An 18,402-nucleotide genomic window follows, 5' to 3' on the forward strand; every position below is an offset into this window, starting at 1 on the left:
ACATCGCGTCCCGTCTTCTCCCGGCGGCCTTCGAGAAACGGGCCGCTCCGGTGCTGTCCCTAGCACTATTCGCTGGGCGGTTCGACCATCGTCGACGCATGGCAGCCAAGCATCCCGACAGCAATTGTGTTCCGGACGCTACGGTCGGGATAAGTTTCGCCTGCCCTACTTACGCCTTGTTCAGTTCTCCGTGGCAAAGTGACATAGTCGTTTCCAATCGATCGAGGCTCGTTGTCCATGCTGAATGCACGGTGGATTCGCTTTGCCGCACTTGCCCTGACCGCGCTTGTGGTCGGATCGCTGCCAGCGCCCGCAAGAGCGGACGTCGTGGCGCGGATCAGCCTGTCGGCGCAGGAAATGGTAGTCTATGTGGACGGTGTCGCCCGCTATGGCTGGGCGGTGTCGACCGCACGGGCAGGCTATCGCACCCCCGTCGGAAGCTTCCGACCGACGCGGATGCACACGATGTGGTATTCGAAAAAATACGACAACGCGCCGATGCCGAGTTCGATATTCTTCCACGGCGGCTATGCCGTCCACGGTACGCAGCATATTCGCTCGCTTGGCCGCCCCGCTTCCCATGGATGCGTGCGCCTGGACCCGAACAACGCCAGGACGCTTTACAGCCTGGTCAAGAGTTCCGGGATGGAGAATGCCCGCATCATCATCACGCGCTGAGGGGAGCCCCTTTCGGCACCGTGTGAAGACCATCACTGACTTCCCCAGCAGGAAGCGTCACCTAACAGCAAGCCCAAACGGCTGCCGCCGTCCGGCATGCATCTTCAGACTATCCGGAACCTGACCATGATCGCTCGTCTCATTGCCCTTGTCGCACTCGCCGCCGTGGCAATCGGCTTTTCCCAGCCGGCTTCAGCCAATACACTTTTCCCCGCGCCCGCTGGCGTCTTCGCCAAGGTCTCTCTGTCCGGCCAGAGCATGGATGTCGTGATCAATCGCGGCAATGGCAAAGAAGAGCGATACAGCTGGAAGGTATCGACCGGCCGCAAGGGCTTTGAAACCCCGCCCGGACGCTTCCGCCCCGACTATCTCGACGAGATGCACCACTCGACAAAATATGAGAACGCGCCGATGCCTTATTCGGTGTTCTTCAACGACGGAATTGCGGTCCATGCGACCACGGAAGTAAACCACCTCGGTCGGCCGGCTTCGCATGGCTGCGTGCGGCTCGACGCCGCCAATGCGGAGGTATTCTTCCGCGCTGTCGCCGATGTCGGCATGATGCGCACCGCGATCATCGTCGAGCAGTAATACCGCTTCACCTGCATTGGTGATCATCAAGGCGCCGTCCGGCCAGGGCGGCGCCTTTTCTCTTCGTGACTATGGATCAGTCGTTTCGCCCACGACCCGGACCGCCGATAGCGCCGCCCTGGCCGAAACCGTCGCCGCCGAAATTGCCCCGGACATTGTTCCGTGGGCCCCAGCTTCCGCCCAACGACGGCGCCGAAGGCGGACTGAAGGTGGAGGAGCCGACGGTAGCCGACGGCCCGCCCCCGAGGCCGACCGAGCCGCGTAGCCCGCCGTCGACATTGCCGATCGAGTCACCCGGTATGGTCGCCGGGCTCCCGTCCATACCATTGCTCACGATCGTCCCACCCGAAAAGCGTCCAGCGGGCCCGGAGAAGCTCGGCCAATCGCGATCTCCGGGAGAGGGGCCGGGAATCCCCGGCGATCCCCCACCACCACCCTCCAGTCGCAGCCGCTGAATGCTGACGTTGCCGCCCGAGTTGACGACGACATCCATAACCGCGCGCGCCTCGCGGTCCGGGCCAACGAAGCGGTTCAACTGGGCATCGCGGAACTCGATACCAGCGCCTGAGCGGAAACCGCTACCGCTGCGCGCCACATAGGTTTCGATGGAGAGGCGATCGACGTCCTTGCCCTCGAATGGGGCATCGACATCGACATCGCGAACGCGAAGACCATTCTCGGTCGGCGTGCCGCGCACGATGACCCGCCAGCCCGCATAGCGCTCGGCGATGCCAAGCAGCGGCATATCGCCGATGCGAAGGTTCCAGCCCTGCAGCGTCGGAACGCCGACGATCTGGTTGGGCCGATCTCCGGCTGGCGAAATCTCGGTTCCGACAATCGCTCCTTCGGCGGTGCGCAGGCCGCAAACGGCTGCGCGCGCGCCGGGCTGCCACCACGACGGTCGTTCGGTGCCCGTGAGCAGCACCCGCTGCCCCAGGACGACGAGTTCGCTGTCCGAGTAGGACGCAATCGGTCCGATGACTTCGCTGATCATATCGATCCGGTCGGTGACCAGCTTACCCTTCTCTTCATGCGCAATGCTGCGCACAACGCTGCCGATCGATAGGGCGGAGGCGTCACGGCGGCGTCCATCGACCCAGACGGCGACATCCTTCGGATAGGTGATGCGCGCGTCGTTGACGTAGATACTGCCAAAACGCTGGATCGTGCCCATGAAGCCGATGGAACTCAGCCGGTTCCCGTCAGGCTCGGAGGAAATGCCCGTCCCGCCAATGCCGCGATCGGACGGCTTCTCCTCTTCGGCGCCCGCCCTCGAAGCGGCCACGCTCGAAGCCAGAACCATCCAGGACAGGAGGCGCCTACGCGAGATCGGGCCGATCATCTGCCTTCGCTCCCGTTGTCGGGCTCGCCCGGAGATGGCGACACCTGTCCTACGCCGGATGTGGGCTCCGGGGCAACGCGCTCCGAATAGACGTAGACACCAAAGATCCATCGCCAGTCGCCGGATGCGTCCGGCGGCGCTGTCGCATGCGCCTCGCGATTGGCGGTCTGCAGTGCCTCGACGGCGATTTCGCGAGAGCGCTTTTCGAGCGCCTCCGCGATCGGCTGCGATAGTCCGTCATAATGGACGGCGCGCTCAAGAAAGCGTGGTTGGGGGCTCTCGACATTGGTAACCGCCGCCGCGATGTGGTCGTGCAGGTTGCGGCCGAGATAATAGAGCTGCTGGTCGCTGCCCCGGTCCGGCACAAAGGCCGATTCGGCCAGAACGATGCGATCCGCGTCGTCCCGAGTCACCAGGCCACGGTCTATCCATTCGTCCAGCACGACGCGCGGGCGTACGTCGCGCGTCACCGATTCGACGAGCCGGTCGAATGACGGCGCGTTCCCGTCAGCTGATCGCGGCAGGGGCCGAGGCCGCCCTTGAGAATCGGCGAACTCGCTGTCCGCCAACCAGCGCGCCAGAATTCGGCTGGTGCGGGAGACCGAGACTGGGACCACGTTGACGGGAGCGCCGGCTCCCCGCAGGCGGCTCACTTCCTTGCGGTGAATTCCAGTCAACAGGCTGACGCGACTGTCGGTCTGATTTTTCGAGGGCAGCGCGAACTCGTGCTCGGCGACGTTGACGTAAAGTTCCCGCAACAGATCGGCGAGGGCCGGAAAGGTCACGCCGCTTCGGATCGCCAGACGCACGAGCGGGCGCAGCAGCCGCGCCAACGGCGTCTGTAGCTTAGAAGCATCAAGTGGTGACCGATCACTTTCTGTCATGAGTGACACATAGCTCACTCCGCGTGGGACACAATCCCATTTTTTCCCTCTAGCCACATTCCATATTTTGTGGGTAAATTTCCCACATAATTTCGCCGCAGTCGAAATCTACGGATTGGCGGCAATCGTTGAAGGCGCAGAGCCAGTTCATCGGCTCCCGGAATCCACCCGGGAGCCGAGCGGGTTGGCTCGTCCCCGGCGCCGGGTCAGACCGATGGAGTGCTTGGCTTGAATAGTTTCTTTGTTGACGCGACCGTGCCGCTGCGCTGGGGCCCCCATCCGGTGGTCGGCATACCACGGGTCGAATTCGCGATTGTCCGACAGGCACTTCGTGAGAAGAGCGGCAAGGCGGCGTTCTTCAAGGTCGAGCGATCGGGTGAGGCGCGGCTGCTCGATTCCCGCGAGATGCACTATCTCGTCGATCTGGTCGAAGGACGCCTTCGCAATATCGAAGACGCGGCCGAGCAGCCCTTCCTGGATCGGCTCGGCACCGTCGCACGGGCGATACGCGATGGCGCTGCCGCTTCCGGAAAGGAATTCGACCGCGTGTCCGCCAGCTATCTCAGCGGCCGCACCGACCGCCGGGGACTGTCCTACCAGGCATCGAAGGCGCTGATCCGAGGCCTCAAGCTTACCGGCCTCGGCCGCAGCGGTTCGCGCGAGACCCGAGATCCGCTCTCGGAACCGGGCGCGCGTTGCTTCCTCTCGACGGCCGGACTGCACTATCTCGCATCCAGCAAGCGTTCCACTCCCCTATCGGCGAGTATCTCGACGGTCCTGCACGATCTCATCCCGATCGAAAAGCCGCACCTGACCGACCGAAGTCACGCGAGAAACTTCGCCCGCGACGTGGAATGGATGTTCAACCATTGCCGCCAGATCATTGGCGTCTCAAACTACACGGCGCAGCAGGCGAGCCTTCATGCCGAGGGTCTCGGCCTTGAGCAGAATCCCCGCATCGCGGTCTCTCAGCTCGGTTCCTTCCTCAAGGCCTCGATGCAGGGCCGCGAATTGGAGCCGGTGCCGTCGCTCTTCGGCAGGAATTTCGCGCTCTACTGCTCGACGATCGAAATCCGCAAGAATCATATCCTGCTGCTGAAGCTGTGGGCGAGCCTCCTGCCGGAACTGGGCGACCGGCTGCCGAAGCTCGTGTTCTGCGGGCGCTGGGGCTGGATGTATGACGAGGTGAAGGCCTATCTGGCAAGCCATCCCCAATTGGCTGAGCACGTCGTCATCCTGAGCGACATGAGCGACGCCCAGCTCGCCTGGCTCTATCGCTCCGCCAGCTTCGGGCTCTACCCCTCCCTCGCGGAAGGCTGGGGCCTTGGCGCGGCGGAGAGCCTCGACTTCGGCCTCCCGATCATCGTCTCCGATACGCCGTCCCTCGGCGAGGCAACACAGGGCCTTATGCCGGTGTGCCCGGTATCCGATATGGAAGCCTGGCGCACGGAAGTGCGCAAGGCTGCCACCGACCCCTGCTGGGGCGACGCCTTGCGCGACCGGATTCGCCGCGACTATCGGCCCATTGACGAAAGTGCCTTCGCGATGCGTCTTCTCTCCCTCGTCCAGGCGGAGGCCCCGCTTGAACCCTCTATCGCGGAGAGTCCTGCAAGCCGGCCGGAACACACGGCAGGCTCGAGCGCCCCCATCCATGCGGAGCGCCAGAGGCTCAAGGGCATGTCGTTCGGCAAACACCGCCTTGGAAGATGGCCGGTCAGAGCAGCCGGCTCAGGACTTCCGGCGTCCAGCCCTTGACGTCATAAGCGTACCAGAAGGCGAACAGGATCACGGCGCTGATGATCGAGGTGATGATCGCCTTGCGCAGAAGCATCGGCCGGATTGGAGCGCTCGGCGCGGTGCCGAGCGTTACGCTGCCTTCATCCGACTGGGTACGGATGCCGAAGGGCAGGATCATGAAAATGACCAGCCACCAGATGATAAAATAGATGGCGATGAGACTGTAGATACGCATCGCTCAAGCCTCCTCGAGTTCGACGAGCGTCCCGAGGAAATCCTTGGGGTGCAGAAAGACGACCGGCTTGCCATGCGCCCCGATCTTTGGACGACCATCGCCGAGAATACGGGCGCCCTCCCCCCGCAATTTGTCGACCTCTGCTACGAGGTCGGCGACCTCATAGCAGAGGTGATGGATGCCGCCCGCGGGATTGCGCTCCAGAAAAGAGCCGATCGGCGATTCCGGCCCGAAGCAGCCCAGAAGCTCGATCTTGGTATTGGGCAGCGTGACGAACACCGTGGTCACGCCATGCTCTGGCAGATCGACGGGAGCCGAAACATCGGCGCCGAGCTGATCGCGATAGACGCGCATGGCGGCATCGAGGTCCGGCACCGCTATCGCCACGTGATTCAATCTACCGATCATACGACCCGCCGGGTTTCCACCCCGCCGTCATACGACCGCGACGAAGACCGTGCAAAGCGGTTTCTTGCCCCAGGCCTCGCGCACGGCGGCGCGGACCGCGCGGCGGATGGCCTCGCGGAGCAATTCGGAATCGCGCCGTCTGGCTCGCGGAATGCTCTCGATCGTACCGAGCACCGCGCTCATCACGGTCTCCTCGAACGGATGCCACGAGACGCCCTGAAGCGGCAGGCCGGTCAGCGCTATGTCCGGATCGAGCATGAGGCTGCCATTGCCGTCGAGAATGACCGAGACGGCCACATGGCCGGCAAAGGAGAGCTTGCGACGCTCCGGGACGCCGACGCCCTCCAGATCGGCAACGATGATGCCGTCCTTGTAGAGGCGATCGCACAGGACCTCGTCGATCTCCTGAGCCGGACCGGGAGCAAGGCGTATCAGCGCTCCGTCCTCGACATCCAGCACCTGCCCGACGCCCATTTCGCGCGCCAGGGCGGCATGGGCCACCAGATGCATCGGCTCGCCATGAACGGGGATCGCGATCTCCGGCCGAACCCAGCCATACATTTCGGCGAGTTCATCGCGCCTTGGATGGCCCGACACATGGACGAGACGGTCTCGGTCGGTAATTACCTGCACGCCCTGATCGACGAGCGCGTTGATGATGGCGCCGATCGCCTTCTCATTGCCCGGGATAGCCCGGGCCGAAAACACGACGATATCGCCCGGCGAAAGACCGATGAACTTGTGCTCATCCTCGGCGATGCGGGCAAGCGCAGCGCGCGATTCGCCCTGGCTGCCGGTAAAGATCGCGACGACCTTGGATCGCGGCAGGTAGCCATAGGCCTCTTCGTCCAGGAACGGCGGAACACCCTCCATATAGCCAAGTTCGGTCGCAACCTCGATCGCCCGCCGCAGCGCCCGACCAACGATCACCACCTGCCGGTCATGGGCCTGGGCCGCCATTGCGATGGAGCGGATACGCGCGACATTGGAGGCAAACGACGTGAAGGCCACGCGGCCTGTCGCCTCGCCCACCAGCGCCTCAAGCTCGCGCGCGACGTCGCTCTCGCTCGGACTGCGGCCTTCGCGCATGGCATTGGTCGAATCGCAGACCAGCGCCAGCACGCCCTCGTCGCCGATCGCGGCAAATCGCTGGGCGTCCGTCGTCCAGCCGAGGACCGGCTCGGGATCGAGCTTCCAGTCACCGGTGTGAACGACCGTGCCGAGCGACGTCCGGATCGCCAGCGCCATCGGCTCCAGGATCGAATGCGCCACCGCGACGAACTCGACCTCGAAGGGACCGAGATTGATGCGGTCTCCGGCCGTGACGATCTGAATCGGGATAGGAGGAGACCCAGGATAGCTAGCCCGCTTCGCCTGCAGCAATCCTGCCGTGAAGGCGCTCGCATAGACCGGCACGCGCAACCGCGGCCACAGATCGAGCAGGGCGCCGAAATGATCCTCATGGGCATGCGTGATGACGATGCCGAGGAGGCGCTCCTTCTGCTCTTCCAGATAGCGAATATCCGGCAGCACCAGGTCCACGCCAGGCAGATCGGGACCGGCGAAGCTGACGCCGAAATCGACGGCGATCCACTGCCGGGCCTTTGACGGACCCATGCCATAGAGGGCGAGATTCATCCCGATTTCGCCGACACCGCCGATGGGCAGGAAGACGAATTCGTCCGGTACGTTGCGAGAAGGATTCATACTTTGGCCGACGCCACCGCACCGAAATGGACCTCGCCGGCGGCGACCGTCCTGACTAACCCTGCGGACGACCGGATGACGAGCCTGCCCTCATCGTCAATCGTCTCGAATGTGCCCGAGACGACCCGATCTCCGATTCTTACTGCCACATCTTCGCCCAGTCCGGCCGCCCGGTCGAGCCAAAGTCTTCGCACATTCGCAAATCCCCTGCCCTCGTCCCACACCCTGAGGACATTGGCAAAGGCATCGGACAGCGCCGAGAACAGCCGGGCCGCATCGATCGCATAGCCCAGCGCCGACAGCGCGGACGCCGGATAGGGCAACCCCTCCGGGGCCGCCACGATGTTGACGCCTATGCCGATGGAGACCGCAAAGCCACCGGAGGCGAGCGGCTCGGCCTCCAGAAGGATTCCCGCCAGCTTGCCGCCATCGAGCAGGACGTCGTTTGGCCATTTGAGGCGAAGGCGGTCCCGCCGCCCGGCCGAGCCCGTGCCTTCGAAACCATCAAGGCCGATCGACACGGCCAAATCAGGCGCAACGGCGCGAAGTGCCTCGTCGAGCGAGAGACCGGCGACGAAGCCGAGCGTTGCCGCCTTCATCGGATCATGCGGAACGACGAGCAGCAGGCTGGCCGCGAGATTGCCTTCCGGCGTCTCCCAGTTGCGGCCGCGCCGGCCGCGGCCGGCCGTCTGACGTGCGGTCACGAACCAGCAACGGCCGGGATCACCGTTGCGCGCCGCGACGATGGCTTCCTGATTGGTGGAGCCGATCGACGGAAAGGCGACGAGACGGTAGCCGCTCCTCGCCGCTCCTGAACCGAGGTTAAATTCCACTGTCAGAAGAACGTCTTGGCGGCGACACCCGCAGCGGCACCGAAGGGGCCGGCGAAGACCACGTAGAGGAGGACGAACGCGCCGGAGAGGCCAAGCACCAGCCGTAGCCCGCCCGACATCGGCTCGAACGCCTCTGCTGGCTCATCGAAATACATGATCTTGACGAGGCGAAGATAATAGTAGGCGCCGACGACGCTCGAGAGCACGCCGATCACCGAGAGCGCATAGAGATGCGCGTCGATCGCTGCCAGGAAGACGTAGAACTTCGCGAAGAACCCGGCGAGCGGCGGGATGCCGGCGAGCGAGAAGAGCAGCGCCGCGAAGATGAACGCCATCACCGGATGCGTGCGCGACAGCCCAGCGAGATCCCCGATCTCCTCGACCATATGCCCATTGCGGCGCATGGCGAGGATCACGGCAAAGACGCCGAGCGTCATCGCCACATAGATCGCCATGTAGAGAATGACGCCCTGGACACCGGCCTCATTGCCGGCGGCGAGGCCGACCAACGCGAAGCCCATGTGACCGATCGACGAATAGGCCATCAGTCGCTTGATGTTCTTCTGCCCGATCGCGGCGAAAGCGCCAAGCACCATTGAGGCGATCGAGATGAAGGCGATGACCTGCTGCCATTCGCCGCTCGCCGGGCCGAAGCCCTCGACGAGGGCGCGCACGAAGATCGCCATGGCGGCGGCCTTCGGTGCCGCCGCGAAGAAGGCCGTTACCGGCGTCGGTGCGCCCTCATAGACGTCGGGCGTCCACATGTGGAACGGAACCGCCGAGACCTTGAAGGCGATACCGGTGATGAAGAAGACGATGCCGAAAATGACGCCGACTGAGGCGGGGCCCTGCGACAGCGCTGCGGCGATTTCCGGGAATTGGGTATGGCCGGTGAAGCCATAGATCATGGAGGCGCCGTAGAGCAGCATGCCCGAGGAAAGCGCTCCAAGAACGAAATATTTGAGGCCGGCTTCCGTGGATTTGACGGAGTCGCGATTGATGGCAGCGACGACATAGAGCGCCAGCGACTGCAATTCGAGGCCGAGATAGAGCGCGATCAGATCGTTCGCCGAGATCATCAGCATCATGCCGAGGGTCGCGAGCAGGATCAGCACTGGATATTCGAAATGGTCGAACTTCTCGCGCTTGGCGAAGCCGGCCGACATGACAATGGCGAAGCCCGAGCCGATCAGCGCCAGCACTTTCATGAAGCGGGCGAAGGGATCGAGCACGAAGGCGCCGCCGAACGTGACCCCGTCCTCGGCCCGGAACAGCAGCGCGAGCCCGGCGACGATCACGACCAGGATGGCCAGCGTCGAGACCAGCGGCGCCGAGCGTTCGCCGCGGAAAACGCCGATCATCAGCAAGGCGAGCGCACCGATGGCCAGCACGAGCTCCGGCAGGAAGGGCGCGAGCGTCGGGAGCGTTGCGATATCCATGGGTAACCGTTCCCGCTTACTGCGCCGCGACGGCGAGCTTGCCAGCGGCAGAGAGCGCCGCCTGGTAGTTGGTGATCAGGGTGTCGACCGAGGCCGACGTGACGTGGAAGACCGGAGTCGGATAGATGCCGAAGAAGATCGTCAGCAGGATCATCGGGACCAAAAGGACCAGTTCACGGCCGGAGAGATCGAAGATCCCCTTCAGCGACGGCTTGTCCAGCGGCCCGAGCACGACGCGGCGATAGAGCCACAGACCGTAGGAGGCCGAGAGGATCACACCGGTCGTCGCGAAGAAGGCGACCCAGGTGTTAGCGCGGAAGGCACCCAGCAGCGTCAGGAATTCACCGACAAAGCTGGAGGTGCCCGGTAAGCCGACATTCGCCATCGTGAAAATCAAAAAGGCGACTGCATAGAACGGCATCCGGTTGACGAGGCCGCCATAGGCCTTGATCTCGCGGGTGTGCATGCGGTCGTAGATGACGCCGACGCAGAGGAAGAGCGCGCTGGCGACGATGCCGTGCGAGAGCATCTGGAAGATCGCGCCTTCGACGCCCTGCGGGTTCATCGCGAAGATACCCATCGTCACATAGCCCATATGGGCGACGGACGAGTAGGCGATCAGCTTCTTCATGTCCTCCTGCATCAGCGCGACCAGCGAGGTGTAGATGATCGCAACGACGGAGAGCGTATAGATCAAGGGCGCGAAATCGGCCGAGGCGAGCGGGAACATCGGGATCGAGAAGCGCAGGAAGCCGTAGCCGCCCATCTTCAGCAGCACGCCCGCCAGAATGACGGAGCCCGCCGTCGGCGCCTCGACGTGGGCGTCGGGCAGCCATGTGTGAACCGGCCACATCGGCATCTTCACCGCGAAGGAGGCGAAGAAGGCGAGCCAGAGCCAGGTCTGCATGCCGGCCGGGAAAGAGTGGTTCAGCAGCGTCGGGATGTCGGTCGTGCCGGCCTGCCAATACATCACCATGATGGCGAGCAGCATCAGCACCGAGCCGGCCAGCGTGTAGAGGAAGAACTTGAAGGCCGCGTAGACGCGGCGCGGTCCGCCCCAGATGCCGATGATCAGGAACATCGGGATCAGGCCGGCCTCGAAGAAGACGTAGAACAGCACCAGGTCCGTCGCGCAGAAGACGCCGATCATCAGCGTTTCGAGCACGAGGAAGGCGATCATATATTCGCGGAAGCGCTTCTGGACCGAGAACTTCGACGCGATGATGCAGATTGGCATCAGGAAGGTGGTGAGGATGACGAACAGCATCGAAATGCCGTCGACGCCCATCGAATAGCCGATCGAGCCGCCGAGCCAGTTCGCCCGCTCGACGAACTGGAAGCCCGGATTGGCGGCGTCAAAATCCCGCCAGATCAACAGCGACACCAAAAAGGTGACGATCGTCGTCCAGAGGGACAGCCAATAGATGTTGCGCCGCGCATAGGCATCGTCGCCGCGGATCAGGAACAGCAGCAGCGCGCCCACCAGCGGCAGGAACGTGATCGTCGAGAGGATCGGCCAGTTAGTCATCCGTCAAATCCTCAGCGGGCAAACATCATCCACGTGACCAGCGCAGCGACGCCGATCAGCATGGCAAAGGCGTAGTGGTAGACATATCCCGTCTGCAGGCGGACGACGCGCTGGGTCACGTCGACGACGCGGGCCGAGATCCCATCCGGGCCAAAGCCGTCAATGAGCCAGCCATCGCCCTTCTTCCACAGGAAGCGGCCGAGCCACTTGATCGGACGGACGAACAGGAAGTCGTAGAGTTCGTCGAAATACCACTTGTTGAGTAGGAAGCGGTAGGCGAGCGGCTGCTCCTCGGCGAGGCGCTTCGGCGTCTGCGGCGCCAGAATGTAGAACCAGAACGCCACTAGGAAGCCGACGACCATCATCACGGTTGGCGCGAACTTGACCAGCGACGAGACTTCCTCGGCTTCATGCAGCACATGGTTGTCGGGCGCGGTGAACAAGGCACCCTTCCAGAACTCGGCGTAGCCTTCGCCGATGAAATGGCCGGAGAAGACGATGCCCGCCAGGAGCGCGCCCACCGACAACACCATGAGCGGGATCGTCATGACATAGGGCGATTCATGAGCATGGCTCATGACCTCGTCCGACGCCCTCGGCTTGCCGTGGAAGGTCAGGAACACTAGGCGCCATGAATAGAACGAGGTGAGCAGCGCCGCGACCACGGTCATGAAGAAGCCATAGCCCGCCAGCGGATTGGTGCCGACATAGGCGCTCTCGATGATCGCGTCCTTGGAGAAATAGCCGGCAGTGAACGGGAAGCCCGTGAGCGCCAGCGTCCCGATCAGCATCGTCACATAGGTGAGCGGGATCTTCTTCCGAAGGCCACCCATCTTGCGCATGTCCTGCTCGCCCGAGACGGCGTGGATCACCGAGCCGGCGCAGAGGAACAAGAGCGCCTTGAAGAAGGCATGGGTGAAGAGATGGAACACGCCCGCCCCGAATGCGCCGACGCCGAGCGCCACGAACATGTAGCCGAGCTGCGAGCAGGTCGAATAGGCGATGACGCGCTTGATGTCGTTCTGGACGAGGCCGATCGTGGCCGCGAAGAAAGCCGTCGTCGCGCCGAAGAAGGTCACGACGGTGAGCGCCGTCGGCGACAGATCGAACAGCGGCGACATGCGCGCGACCATAAACACGCCGGCCGTCACCATCGTGGCGGCATGAATGAGCGCGGAGACCGGGGTCGGGCCCTCCATCGCGTCGGGCAGCCATGTATGAAGCAGGAACTGCGCCGACTTGCCCATCGCCCCGATGAAGAGAAGGATGCAGACCGTGGTCAGCGCATCGAAATCCCACGACAGGAAATGGATCTTGGTGCCGACGGCGCTGCCGGCATTGGCGAAGATCGTGTCGAACTCGACCGAGTTGAACAGCACGAACACGCCGAAGATGCCCAGCGCGAAGCCGAAATCGCCGACGCGATTGACCACGAACGCCTTGATCGCCGCGGCATTGGCGGACGGCTTCTTGAACCAGAAGCCGATGAGCAGATACGAGGCGAGACCGACGCCTTCCCAGCCGAAGAACATCTGGACGAGGTTGTCCGACGTCACCAGCATCAGCATGGCGAAGGTGAAGAGCGACAGATAGGAGAAGAAGCGCGGCCGGTGCTCGTCGTGGCTCATATAGCCGATCGAGTAGAGGTGGACGAGCGAGGAGACCGTCGTCACTACGACCAGCATCACCGCCGTCAGCGTGTCGACGCGGAAGGCCCAGTCGAAGGAGAGTGTGCCCGAGGCGACCCAGGGCAGGACCTTGACATGGACCTGCTCGCCGGTCGGCGCGCCGATGGTCAGGAAAGCGATCCAGGAAAGGATGGCCGAAACGAACAGGAAGCCGGTGGTGATGATCTCGACCGGCCGCGAACCCGGCGCCGCCGGAGCATGGTCGTCATGGCCGTGGCCGTGATCGTCATGGCCGTAGTCATCATGCGCATGATCGTCATGCCCGTGCGCGTCGTGGCCATGCCCTGCCGCGGCGGCAGCGAGACTCTCCTTCGGAGCGCCGACCATGGCGATGCGATATCGGCCAAGCAGCGTGACCAGGCCGGCGAGGATGGCGCCGATAAGCGGGAGAAAGACGATCGCCGAATACATTTAAGGCCTCAGCCTTTCATCAGATTGATGTCTTCCACCGCGATCGACCCACGATTGCGATAGTAGACGACGAGAATGGCGAGGCCGATCGCGGCCTCCGCGGCGGCGACGGTCAGCACGAGCAGCGCGAAGATCTGGCCGACGAGGTCGCCCAGGAACGAAGAGAACGCGACGAGGTTCAAATTGACGGCGAGCAGGATGAGCTCGACCGACATCAGGATGACGATGACGTTCTTGCGGTTGATGAAGATGCCGAAGATGCCGATCGTGAAGAGGATCGCCGCGACGGTCAGATAGTGCGAGAGGCCGATCTGCATGATTTTGCTCCCCGTCCCTCTCTAGAGGCCCTGGCCTGGTTCGACCTTGTGGAGCTCGACGATCTGCGAGCGTGCCACCTGATCGGCGATCACCTGCCGCTTGACGCCCGGCTTGTGACGCAGCGTCAGGACGATGGCACCGATCATGGCGACAAGCAGGACGAAGCCGGCGATCTGGAAGAAAAAGATGTACTTCGTGTAGAGCAGTTGCCCGATCGCCGCCGTATTGGAAATCTGGGCCATGTCCGGCGTCGGCGAAGCGCCGCCGAGCGCGGTCGGCGCAAACGCCCACCCCGAAATCGCGATCACAAGCTCGGCGATGAGAACGAAGCCGACGAGCAGGCCAACCGGCAGATATTGCTGGAAGCCCTGTCGCAGCTCGACGAAATCGACGTCAAGCATCATCACAACGAACAGGAAGAGCACCGCGACCGCGCCGACATAGACCACGACCAGCAGCATCGCCAGGAACTCGGCGCCCAGCATCACGAACAGCGCGGCGGCGTTGAAGAAGGCGAGGATCAGGAAGAGGACGGAAAGGACCGGATTGCGCGCCGAAATGACCATCAGCGCCGAGCCGATGGTGATCGCCGAGAACAGGTAGAAGAAGAGGGTCTGCAGTATCATGATCCCTCACCGATAAGGCGCGTCGAGGCTGATGTTCTGGGCGATCTCACGCTCCCAGCGATCGCCATTCGCGAGCAGCTTTTCCTTGTCGTAGTAAAGCTCCTCGCGCGTCTCGGTCGCGAACTCGTAGTTCGGTCCCTCGACGATGGCATCGACCGGGCACGCTTCCTGGCAGAAGCCGCAATAAATGCACTTCACCATGTCGATGTCGTAACGGGTCGTGCGGCGCGTGCCGTCATTGCGGCGCGGGCCGGCTTCGATCGTGATCGCCTGGGCGGGGCAGATCGCCTCGCAGAGCTTGCAGGCGATGCAGCGTTCCTCGCCGTTCGGATAGCGACGCAGGGCATGCTCGCCCCGGAACCGCGAACTCAGAGCCCCCTTCTCGAAGGGATAGTTCACCGTCTTCTTCGGCGAGAAGAAATAGCGCATCGTCAAGAAAAACGCCGAGACGAATTCCGCCAGGAAGATCGATTTCGCGGTCTGATCGAGGCGCATCAGGGGGCCCATCCCGTAATCTGGAGAACGGTGGCGACTGCGACGACCATGAAGAGCGAGATCGGCAGAAACACCTTCCAGCCGAGACGCATCAGCTGGTCGTAGCGATAGCGAGGAACGAAGGCCTTGACCATCGAGAACATGAAGAACACCGCACAGGCCTTCAGCACGAACCAGATAACGCCCGGTATCCAGGTGAAGGGTGCGACGTTGACCGGAGGCAGCCATCCCCCGAGGAACAGGATCGTCGTCAGCGCGCACATCAGGCAGATCGACGCATATTCGCCGAGCATGAACATCATGTATGGCGTCGAGCCATATTCCGACATGAAGCCGGCGACGAGTTCCGACTCCGCCTCGACGAGATCGAAAGGCGGGCGGTTGGTCTCGGCCAGCGCCGAGATGAAGAAGATGATGAAGAGCGGGAACAGCGGCAGCCAGTACCAGTCGAGGAAGCTGCCCGGCAGGCCGAGCTTGGTGCCGAGGCCGCTCTGCTGCGAAATCACCACGTCGGAAATGTTGAGCGAACCGACGCAAAGCAGCACCGCGACAAGCACGAAACCGATCGAGACCTCGTAGGACACCATCTGCGCGGCGGCGCGCAGCGAGGAGAGGAACGGATATTTCGAGTTCGAAGCCCAGCCGCCCATGATGATGCCATAGACGCCGAGCGAGGAGATCGCGAGAAGGTAGAGGATGCCGACATTGATATTGCTGATGACCCAGCCGGGCGCGAAGGGGATCACGGCCCATCCGGCGAGCGCCAGCGTCACGGTAACCAGCGGCGCCAGCAGGAAGATGCCCTTGTTGGCGCTCGACGGGATAATCGGTTCTTTCAGGATGAATTTCAGCAGATCCGCGAAGGACTGCAACAAGCCGAAGGCACCGACCACGTTCGGCCCGCGGCGCATCTGCACCGCCGCCCAGATCTTGCGATCGGCCAGCAGGATGAAGGCGATCGAGACGAGCAGAAGCACAAGCAGCAGAAGGCTCTGCAGCACCATGATCACGCCGGGGATCAGATAGCCATCGACGAAGTTCATGTCCGCGTCACTCCGCTGCCGCTGCGAGGCGGCCGGCCGCCAGTGCCGAACACTCGGCCATTACGGCCGAGGCACGGGCGATCGGGTTGGTCAGGTAGAAATCGATGACCGCGCTGCCGAAGGTCGCGCTGCCGAGCGCCGGAGCGCCGGTCGCGAGCGCCCGGACATCGGCAATATCGGACGGCTGGATGCCGTCGATGGCGGACAGATGCGGGAACGCGGCGTAGAGAGCCCGGCGCAGCGCTGCCAGCGAATCGAACGGCAGGCGCTTGCCGACGACGTCCGAAAGCGCGCGGAAGATCGCCCAGTCCTCTCGGGCCTCGCCCGGCGGGAACGTGGCGCGGTTCGCGAGCTGGACTCGCCCTTCGGTGTTCACATAGGTGCCGGACTTCTCGGTATAGGTCGCCGCCGGCAGGATCACATCGGCGCGGTGGGCGCCAGCATCGCCATGCGTGCCAACATAGATGACGAAGGCCGAACCCAGCGCCTCCATGTCGATCTCGTCGGCTCCGAGCAGGAAGAGAATATCGAGCTGGCCGGAGCCCGCCGCGGCAACCATTTCCTTCGCTCCGAGGCCGCCATTGGCAGGCACGAAGCCGATGTCGAGACCGCCGACGCGCGAGGCGGCATTGTGGAGCACGGCGAGGCCGTTCCAGCCCTCATCACGACCCTCGCCCGCCGCGATCTTCGCAGCCGCGCCGAGCACGGCCGCCCCTTCCGGGCCTGCCAGCGCCGACTGCCCGACGATGACGATCGGCCGCTTGGCGCTCGCGAGCGCGGCACCGAAGCTGCCATTGCCGGCGGCGATGTCTGCCAGTGTCTGCGAACCGGCGCCGAGATGCTCATAGGTGTAGGTGAGATCGACCGGCTGGCCGATGAGACCGATCTTGAGGCCGCCGGCGCGCCAGCGCTTGCGCAGCCGCGCGTTCAGCACCGAGGCCTCCAGACGCGGATTGGCGCCGATGATGAGGATCACATCGGCCTGCTCGATCCCGGCAATCGTCGGATTGAAGAGGTAGCCGGCACGACCCTTGGCGGGGTCGAGCGCGGCGCCATCCTGGCGGATGTCGATGTTCTTCGAGCCGAGCGCCGTGACGAGGCCCTTCAGCGCATAAAGATCCTCGACCGACGCAAGGTCACCGCCGATCGCACCGATCTTGTCGCCGCTCGTGGCCTTGATCTTCGCCGCGACGGCCGAGAAGGCCTCCGACCACGAGACCGGACGCAGCTTGCCGCCGACGCGAACATAGGGCTTGTCGAGGCGCTGGGTCTTGAGCCCGTCCCAGACGAAGCGGGTCTTGTCCGAGATCCATTCCTCGTTCACCGCCTCGTTGAGGCGAGGAAGGATGCGCATAACCTCGCGGCCGCGCGCATCGACGCGGATGTTCGAGCCGACCGCGTCCATGACGTCGATCGATTCGGTCTTCACCAGTTCCCACGGACGGGCCTGGAAGGCATAGGGCTTCGAGGTCAGCGCGCCGACCGGGCAGAGGTCGATGACATTGCCCTGCAGTTCCGAGGTCAGCGCCTTCTCGAGATAGGTCGTGATCTCGGCATCTTCGCCGCGACCGATCAGGCCCATCTCGGAAATGCCAGCGACTTCAGTGGTGAAGCGGACGCAGCGCGTGCAATGAATGCAGCGGTTCATCGACGTCTTCACCAGAGCGCCGATATATTTGTCCTCAACCGCGCGCTTGTTCTCGGCAAAGCGGTTCTTGTCCACGCCATACGCCATGGCCTGGTCCTGCAGGTCGCACTCGCCGCCCTGATCGCAGATCGGGCAATCGAGCGGATGGTTGATCAGCAGGAACTCCATCACGCCTTCGCGCGCCTTCTTCACCATGGGCGACTTGGTGAACATGACCGGCGGCTCGCCGTTCGGGCCCGGGCGCAGGTCGCGGACATTCATGGCGCAGGATGCCTGCGGCTTGGGCGGGCCGCCCTTCACCTCGACCAGGCACATGCGGCAATTGCCGGCGATCGACAGCCGCTCGTGGAAGCAGAAGCGCGGAACCTCGGCCCCGGCCGCTTCCGCCGCCTGCAGCAGCGTGTAGTCCGGCGGGACGTCGACTTCGATGCCGTCAACGATGATCTTGGCCATTACTTCGCCTCTTGCGCCGCACGATAGGCGGCCTGCAATTCGGATAGGAGGACACCGTCGACCGTCACGCCTTCGACAAGGCAATTTTCGATCGAAACGCCCATCAGATTGACCTTGGACAGCCTCGCGCCCGACAGGTTCACGTCGGTGATGCGCGCTCCCGAGATATTCGCATCTTCAACGGAGAGACCAGCCAGATTGACGTTTTTCGCTGTCCAGCCGGACATGTTCACGTCGTCGAAGCGGGCGCCCGAAAGATTGACGTCGACGAAGGTCGAACCCGAAAGGGTCGCCTTGTTGACCTCCAATATCTCGACAACGCCCTGCAGCTTCATCAT

Annotated in this window: 18 protein-coding genes; 3 read left to right on the plus strand and 15 right to left on the minus strand. The window is 63.4% G+C overall.

The window, feature by feature from the left end:
* The first annotated feature begins 237 nt into the window (after positions 1 to 237).
* Both OSH05_RS00600 and OSH05_RS00605 read left to right on the plus strand, forming a co-directional pair.
* Complete coding sequence (locus OSH05_RS00600; protein ID WP_104218353.1) at positions 238 to 678, plus strand: L,D-transpeptidase; 441 nt, start codon at positions 238 to 240, stop codon at positions 676 to 678.
* Positions 679 to 804: 126 nt separating this feature from the next.
* Positions 805 to 1,269: a L,D-transpeptidase gene (locus OSH05_RS00605; RefSeq protein WP_104218354.1), complete on the plus strand. Its 465-nt coding sequence runs from the start codon at positions 805 to 807 to the stop codon at positions 1,267 to 1,269.
* Positions 1,270 to 1,345: 76 nt separating this feature from the next.
* Here the strand turns inward: OSH05_RS00605 and OSH05_RS00610 are convergent, their stop codons facing one another.
* Both OSH05_RS00610 and OSH05_RS00615 read right to left on the minus strand, forming a co-directional pair.
* Positions 1,346 to 2,611: a hypothetical protein gene (locus OSH05_RS00610; protein WP_104218355.1), complete on the minus strand. Its 1,266-nt coding sequence runs from the start codon at positions 2,609 to 2,611 to the stop codon at positions 1,346 to 1,348.
* Complete coding sequence (locus OSH05_RS00615; RefSeq protein ID WP_266352318.1) at positions 2,608 to 3,495, minus strand: DUF6502 family protein; 888 nt, start codon at positions 3,493 to 3,495, stop codon at positions 2,608 to 2,610. Before OSH05_RS00615 ends, OSH05_RS00610 begins: the two co-directional genes overlap by 4 nt.
* Before the next feature lie 228 nt (positions 3,496 to 3,723).
* On the opposite strand from OSH05_RS00615, the gene OSH05_RS00620 reads away from it, so the two are divergent.
* On the plus strand, positions 3,724 to 5,250 hold the full coding sequence (locus tag OSH05_RS00620; protein WP_104218356.1) for a glycosyltransferase: 1,527 nt from the start codon (positions 3,724 to 3,726) through the stop codon (positions 5,248 to 5,250).
* Here the strand turns inward: OSH05_RS00620 and OSH05_RS00625 are convergent.
* Genes OSH05_RS00625 through OSH05_RS00685 form a run of 13 tightly spaced genes read right to left on the minus strand, consistent with a single transcriptional unit; the run spans position 5,210 to position 18,402 of the window.
* Positions 5,210 to 5,467 (minus strand): DUF1467 family protein, encoded by a 258-nt coding sequence (locus tag OSH05_RS00625; protein WP_104218357.1) that lies wholly within the window; start codon positions 5,465 to 5,467, stop codon positions 5,210 to 5,212. The two genes, OSH05_RS00620 and OSH05_RS00625, sit on opposite strands and share 41 nt — an antisense overlap.
* Positions 5,468 to 5,470: 3 nt before the next feature.
* Entirely contained in the window at positions 5,471 to 5,875 is a 405-nt protein-coding gene (gene mce, locus OSH05_RS00630; RefSeq protein WP_104218358.1) for a methylmalonyl-CoA epimerase, read from the minus strand.
* A gap of 27 nt (positions 5,876 to 5,902) precedes the next feature.
* Entirely contained in the window at positions 5,903 to 7,582 is a 1,680-nt protein-coding gene (locus tag OSH05_RS00635) for a ribonuclease J (protein WP_104218359.1), read from the minus strand.
* Positions 7,579 to 8,415: a biotin--[acetyl-CoA-carboxylase] ligase gene (locus OSH05_RS00640; protein ID WP_104218360.1), complete on the minus strand. Its 837-nt coding sequence runs from the start codon at positions 8,413 to 8,415 to the stop codon at positions 7,579 to 7,581. The genes OSH05_RS00635 and OSH05_RS00640 overlap by 4 nt, the downstream gene beginning before the upstream one ends.
* 2 nt (positions 8,416 to 8,417) lie before the next feature.
* Positions 8,418 to 9,854 (minus strand): NADH-quinone oxidoreductase subunit NuoN, encoded by a 1,437-nt coding sequence (gene nuoN, locus OSH05_RS00645; RefSeq protein ID WP_104218361.1) that lies wholly within the window; start codon positions 9,852 to 9,854, stop codon positions 8,418 to 8,420.
* Positions 9,855 to 9,870: 16 nt separating this feature from the next.
* Positions 9,871 to 11,382: an NADH-quinone oxidoreductase subunit M gene (locus OSH05_RS00650; RefSeq protein WP_104218362.1), complete on the minus strand. Its 1,512-nt coding sequence runs from the start codon at positions 11,380 to 11,382 to the stop codon at positions 9,871 to 9,873.
* A gap of 11 nt (positions 11,383 to 11,393) precedes the next feature.
* Positions 11,394 to 13,481 (minus strand): NADH-quinone oxidoreductase subunit L, encoded by a 2,088-nt coding sequence (gene nuoL / locus OSH05_RS00655; RefSeq protein WP_104218363.1) that lies wholly within the window; start codon positions 13,479 to 13,481, stop codon positions 11,394 to 11,396.
* An 8-nt stretch (positions 13,482 to 13,489) separates the two neighbouring features.
* A complete protein-coding gene (gene nuoK / locus OSH05_RS00660) occupies positions 13,490 to 13,798 on the minus strand; it encodes an NADH-quinone oxidoreductase subunit NuoK (RefSeq protein ID WP_104218364.1) in 309 nt (102 codons plus the stop codon).
* A 21-nt stretch (positions 13,799 to 13,819) separates the two neighbouring features.
* Complete coding sequence (locus tag OSH05_RS00665; protein ID WP_104218365.1) at positions 13,820 to 14,425, minus strand: NADH-quinone oxidoreductase subunit J; 606 nt, start codon at positions 14,423 to 14,425, stop codon at positions 13,820 to 13,822.
* Between the two features lie 6 nt (positions 14,426 to 14,431).
* Positions 14,432 to 14,920, minus strand: a complete 489-nt coding sequence (nuoI, locus tag OSH05_RS00670; protein ID WP_104218366.1) for an NADH-quinone oxidoreductase subunit NuoI — start codon at positions 14,918 to 14,920, stop codon at positions 14,432 to 14,434.
* Positions 14,920 to 15,963, minus strand: coding sequence for an NADH-quinone oxidoreductase subunit NuoH (nuoH, locus tag OSH05_RS00675; protein ID WP_104218367.1), 1,044 nt, complete (start codon positions 15,961 to 15,963; stop codon positions 14,920 to 14,922). The genes nuoI and nuoH overlap by 1 nt, the downstream gene beginning before the upstream one ends.
* Positions 15,964 to 15,970: 7 nt before the next feature.
* Positions 15,971 to 18,064: an NADH-quinone oxidoreductase subunit NuoG gene (nuoG, locus tag OSH05_RS00680; RefSeq protein ID WP_104218368.1), complete on the minus strand. Its 2,094-nt coding sequence runs from the start codon at positions 18,062 to 18,064 to the stop codon at positions 15,971 to 15,973.
* Positions 18,064 to 18,402 (minus strand): pentapeptide repeat-containing protein, encoded by a 339-nt coding sequence (locus OSH05_RS00685; protein WP_266352002.1) that lies wholly within the window; start codon positions 18,400 to 18,402, stop codon positions 18,064 to 18,066. Before OSH05_RS00685 ends, nuoG begins: the two co-directional genes overlap by 1 nt.

The sequence above is a fragment of the Kaistia algarum genome (assembly GCF_026343945.1).
GTDB lineage: Bacteria > Pseudomonadota > Alphaproteobacteria > Rhizobiales > Kaistiaceae > Kaistia > Kaistia algarum.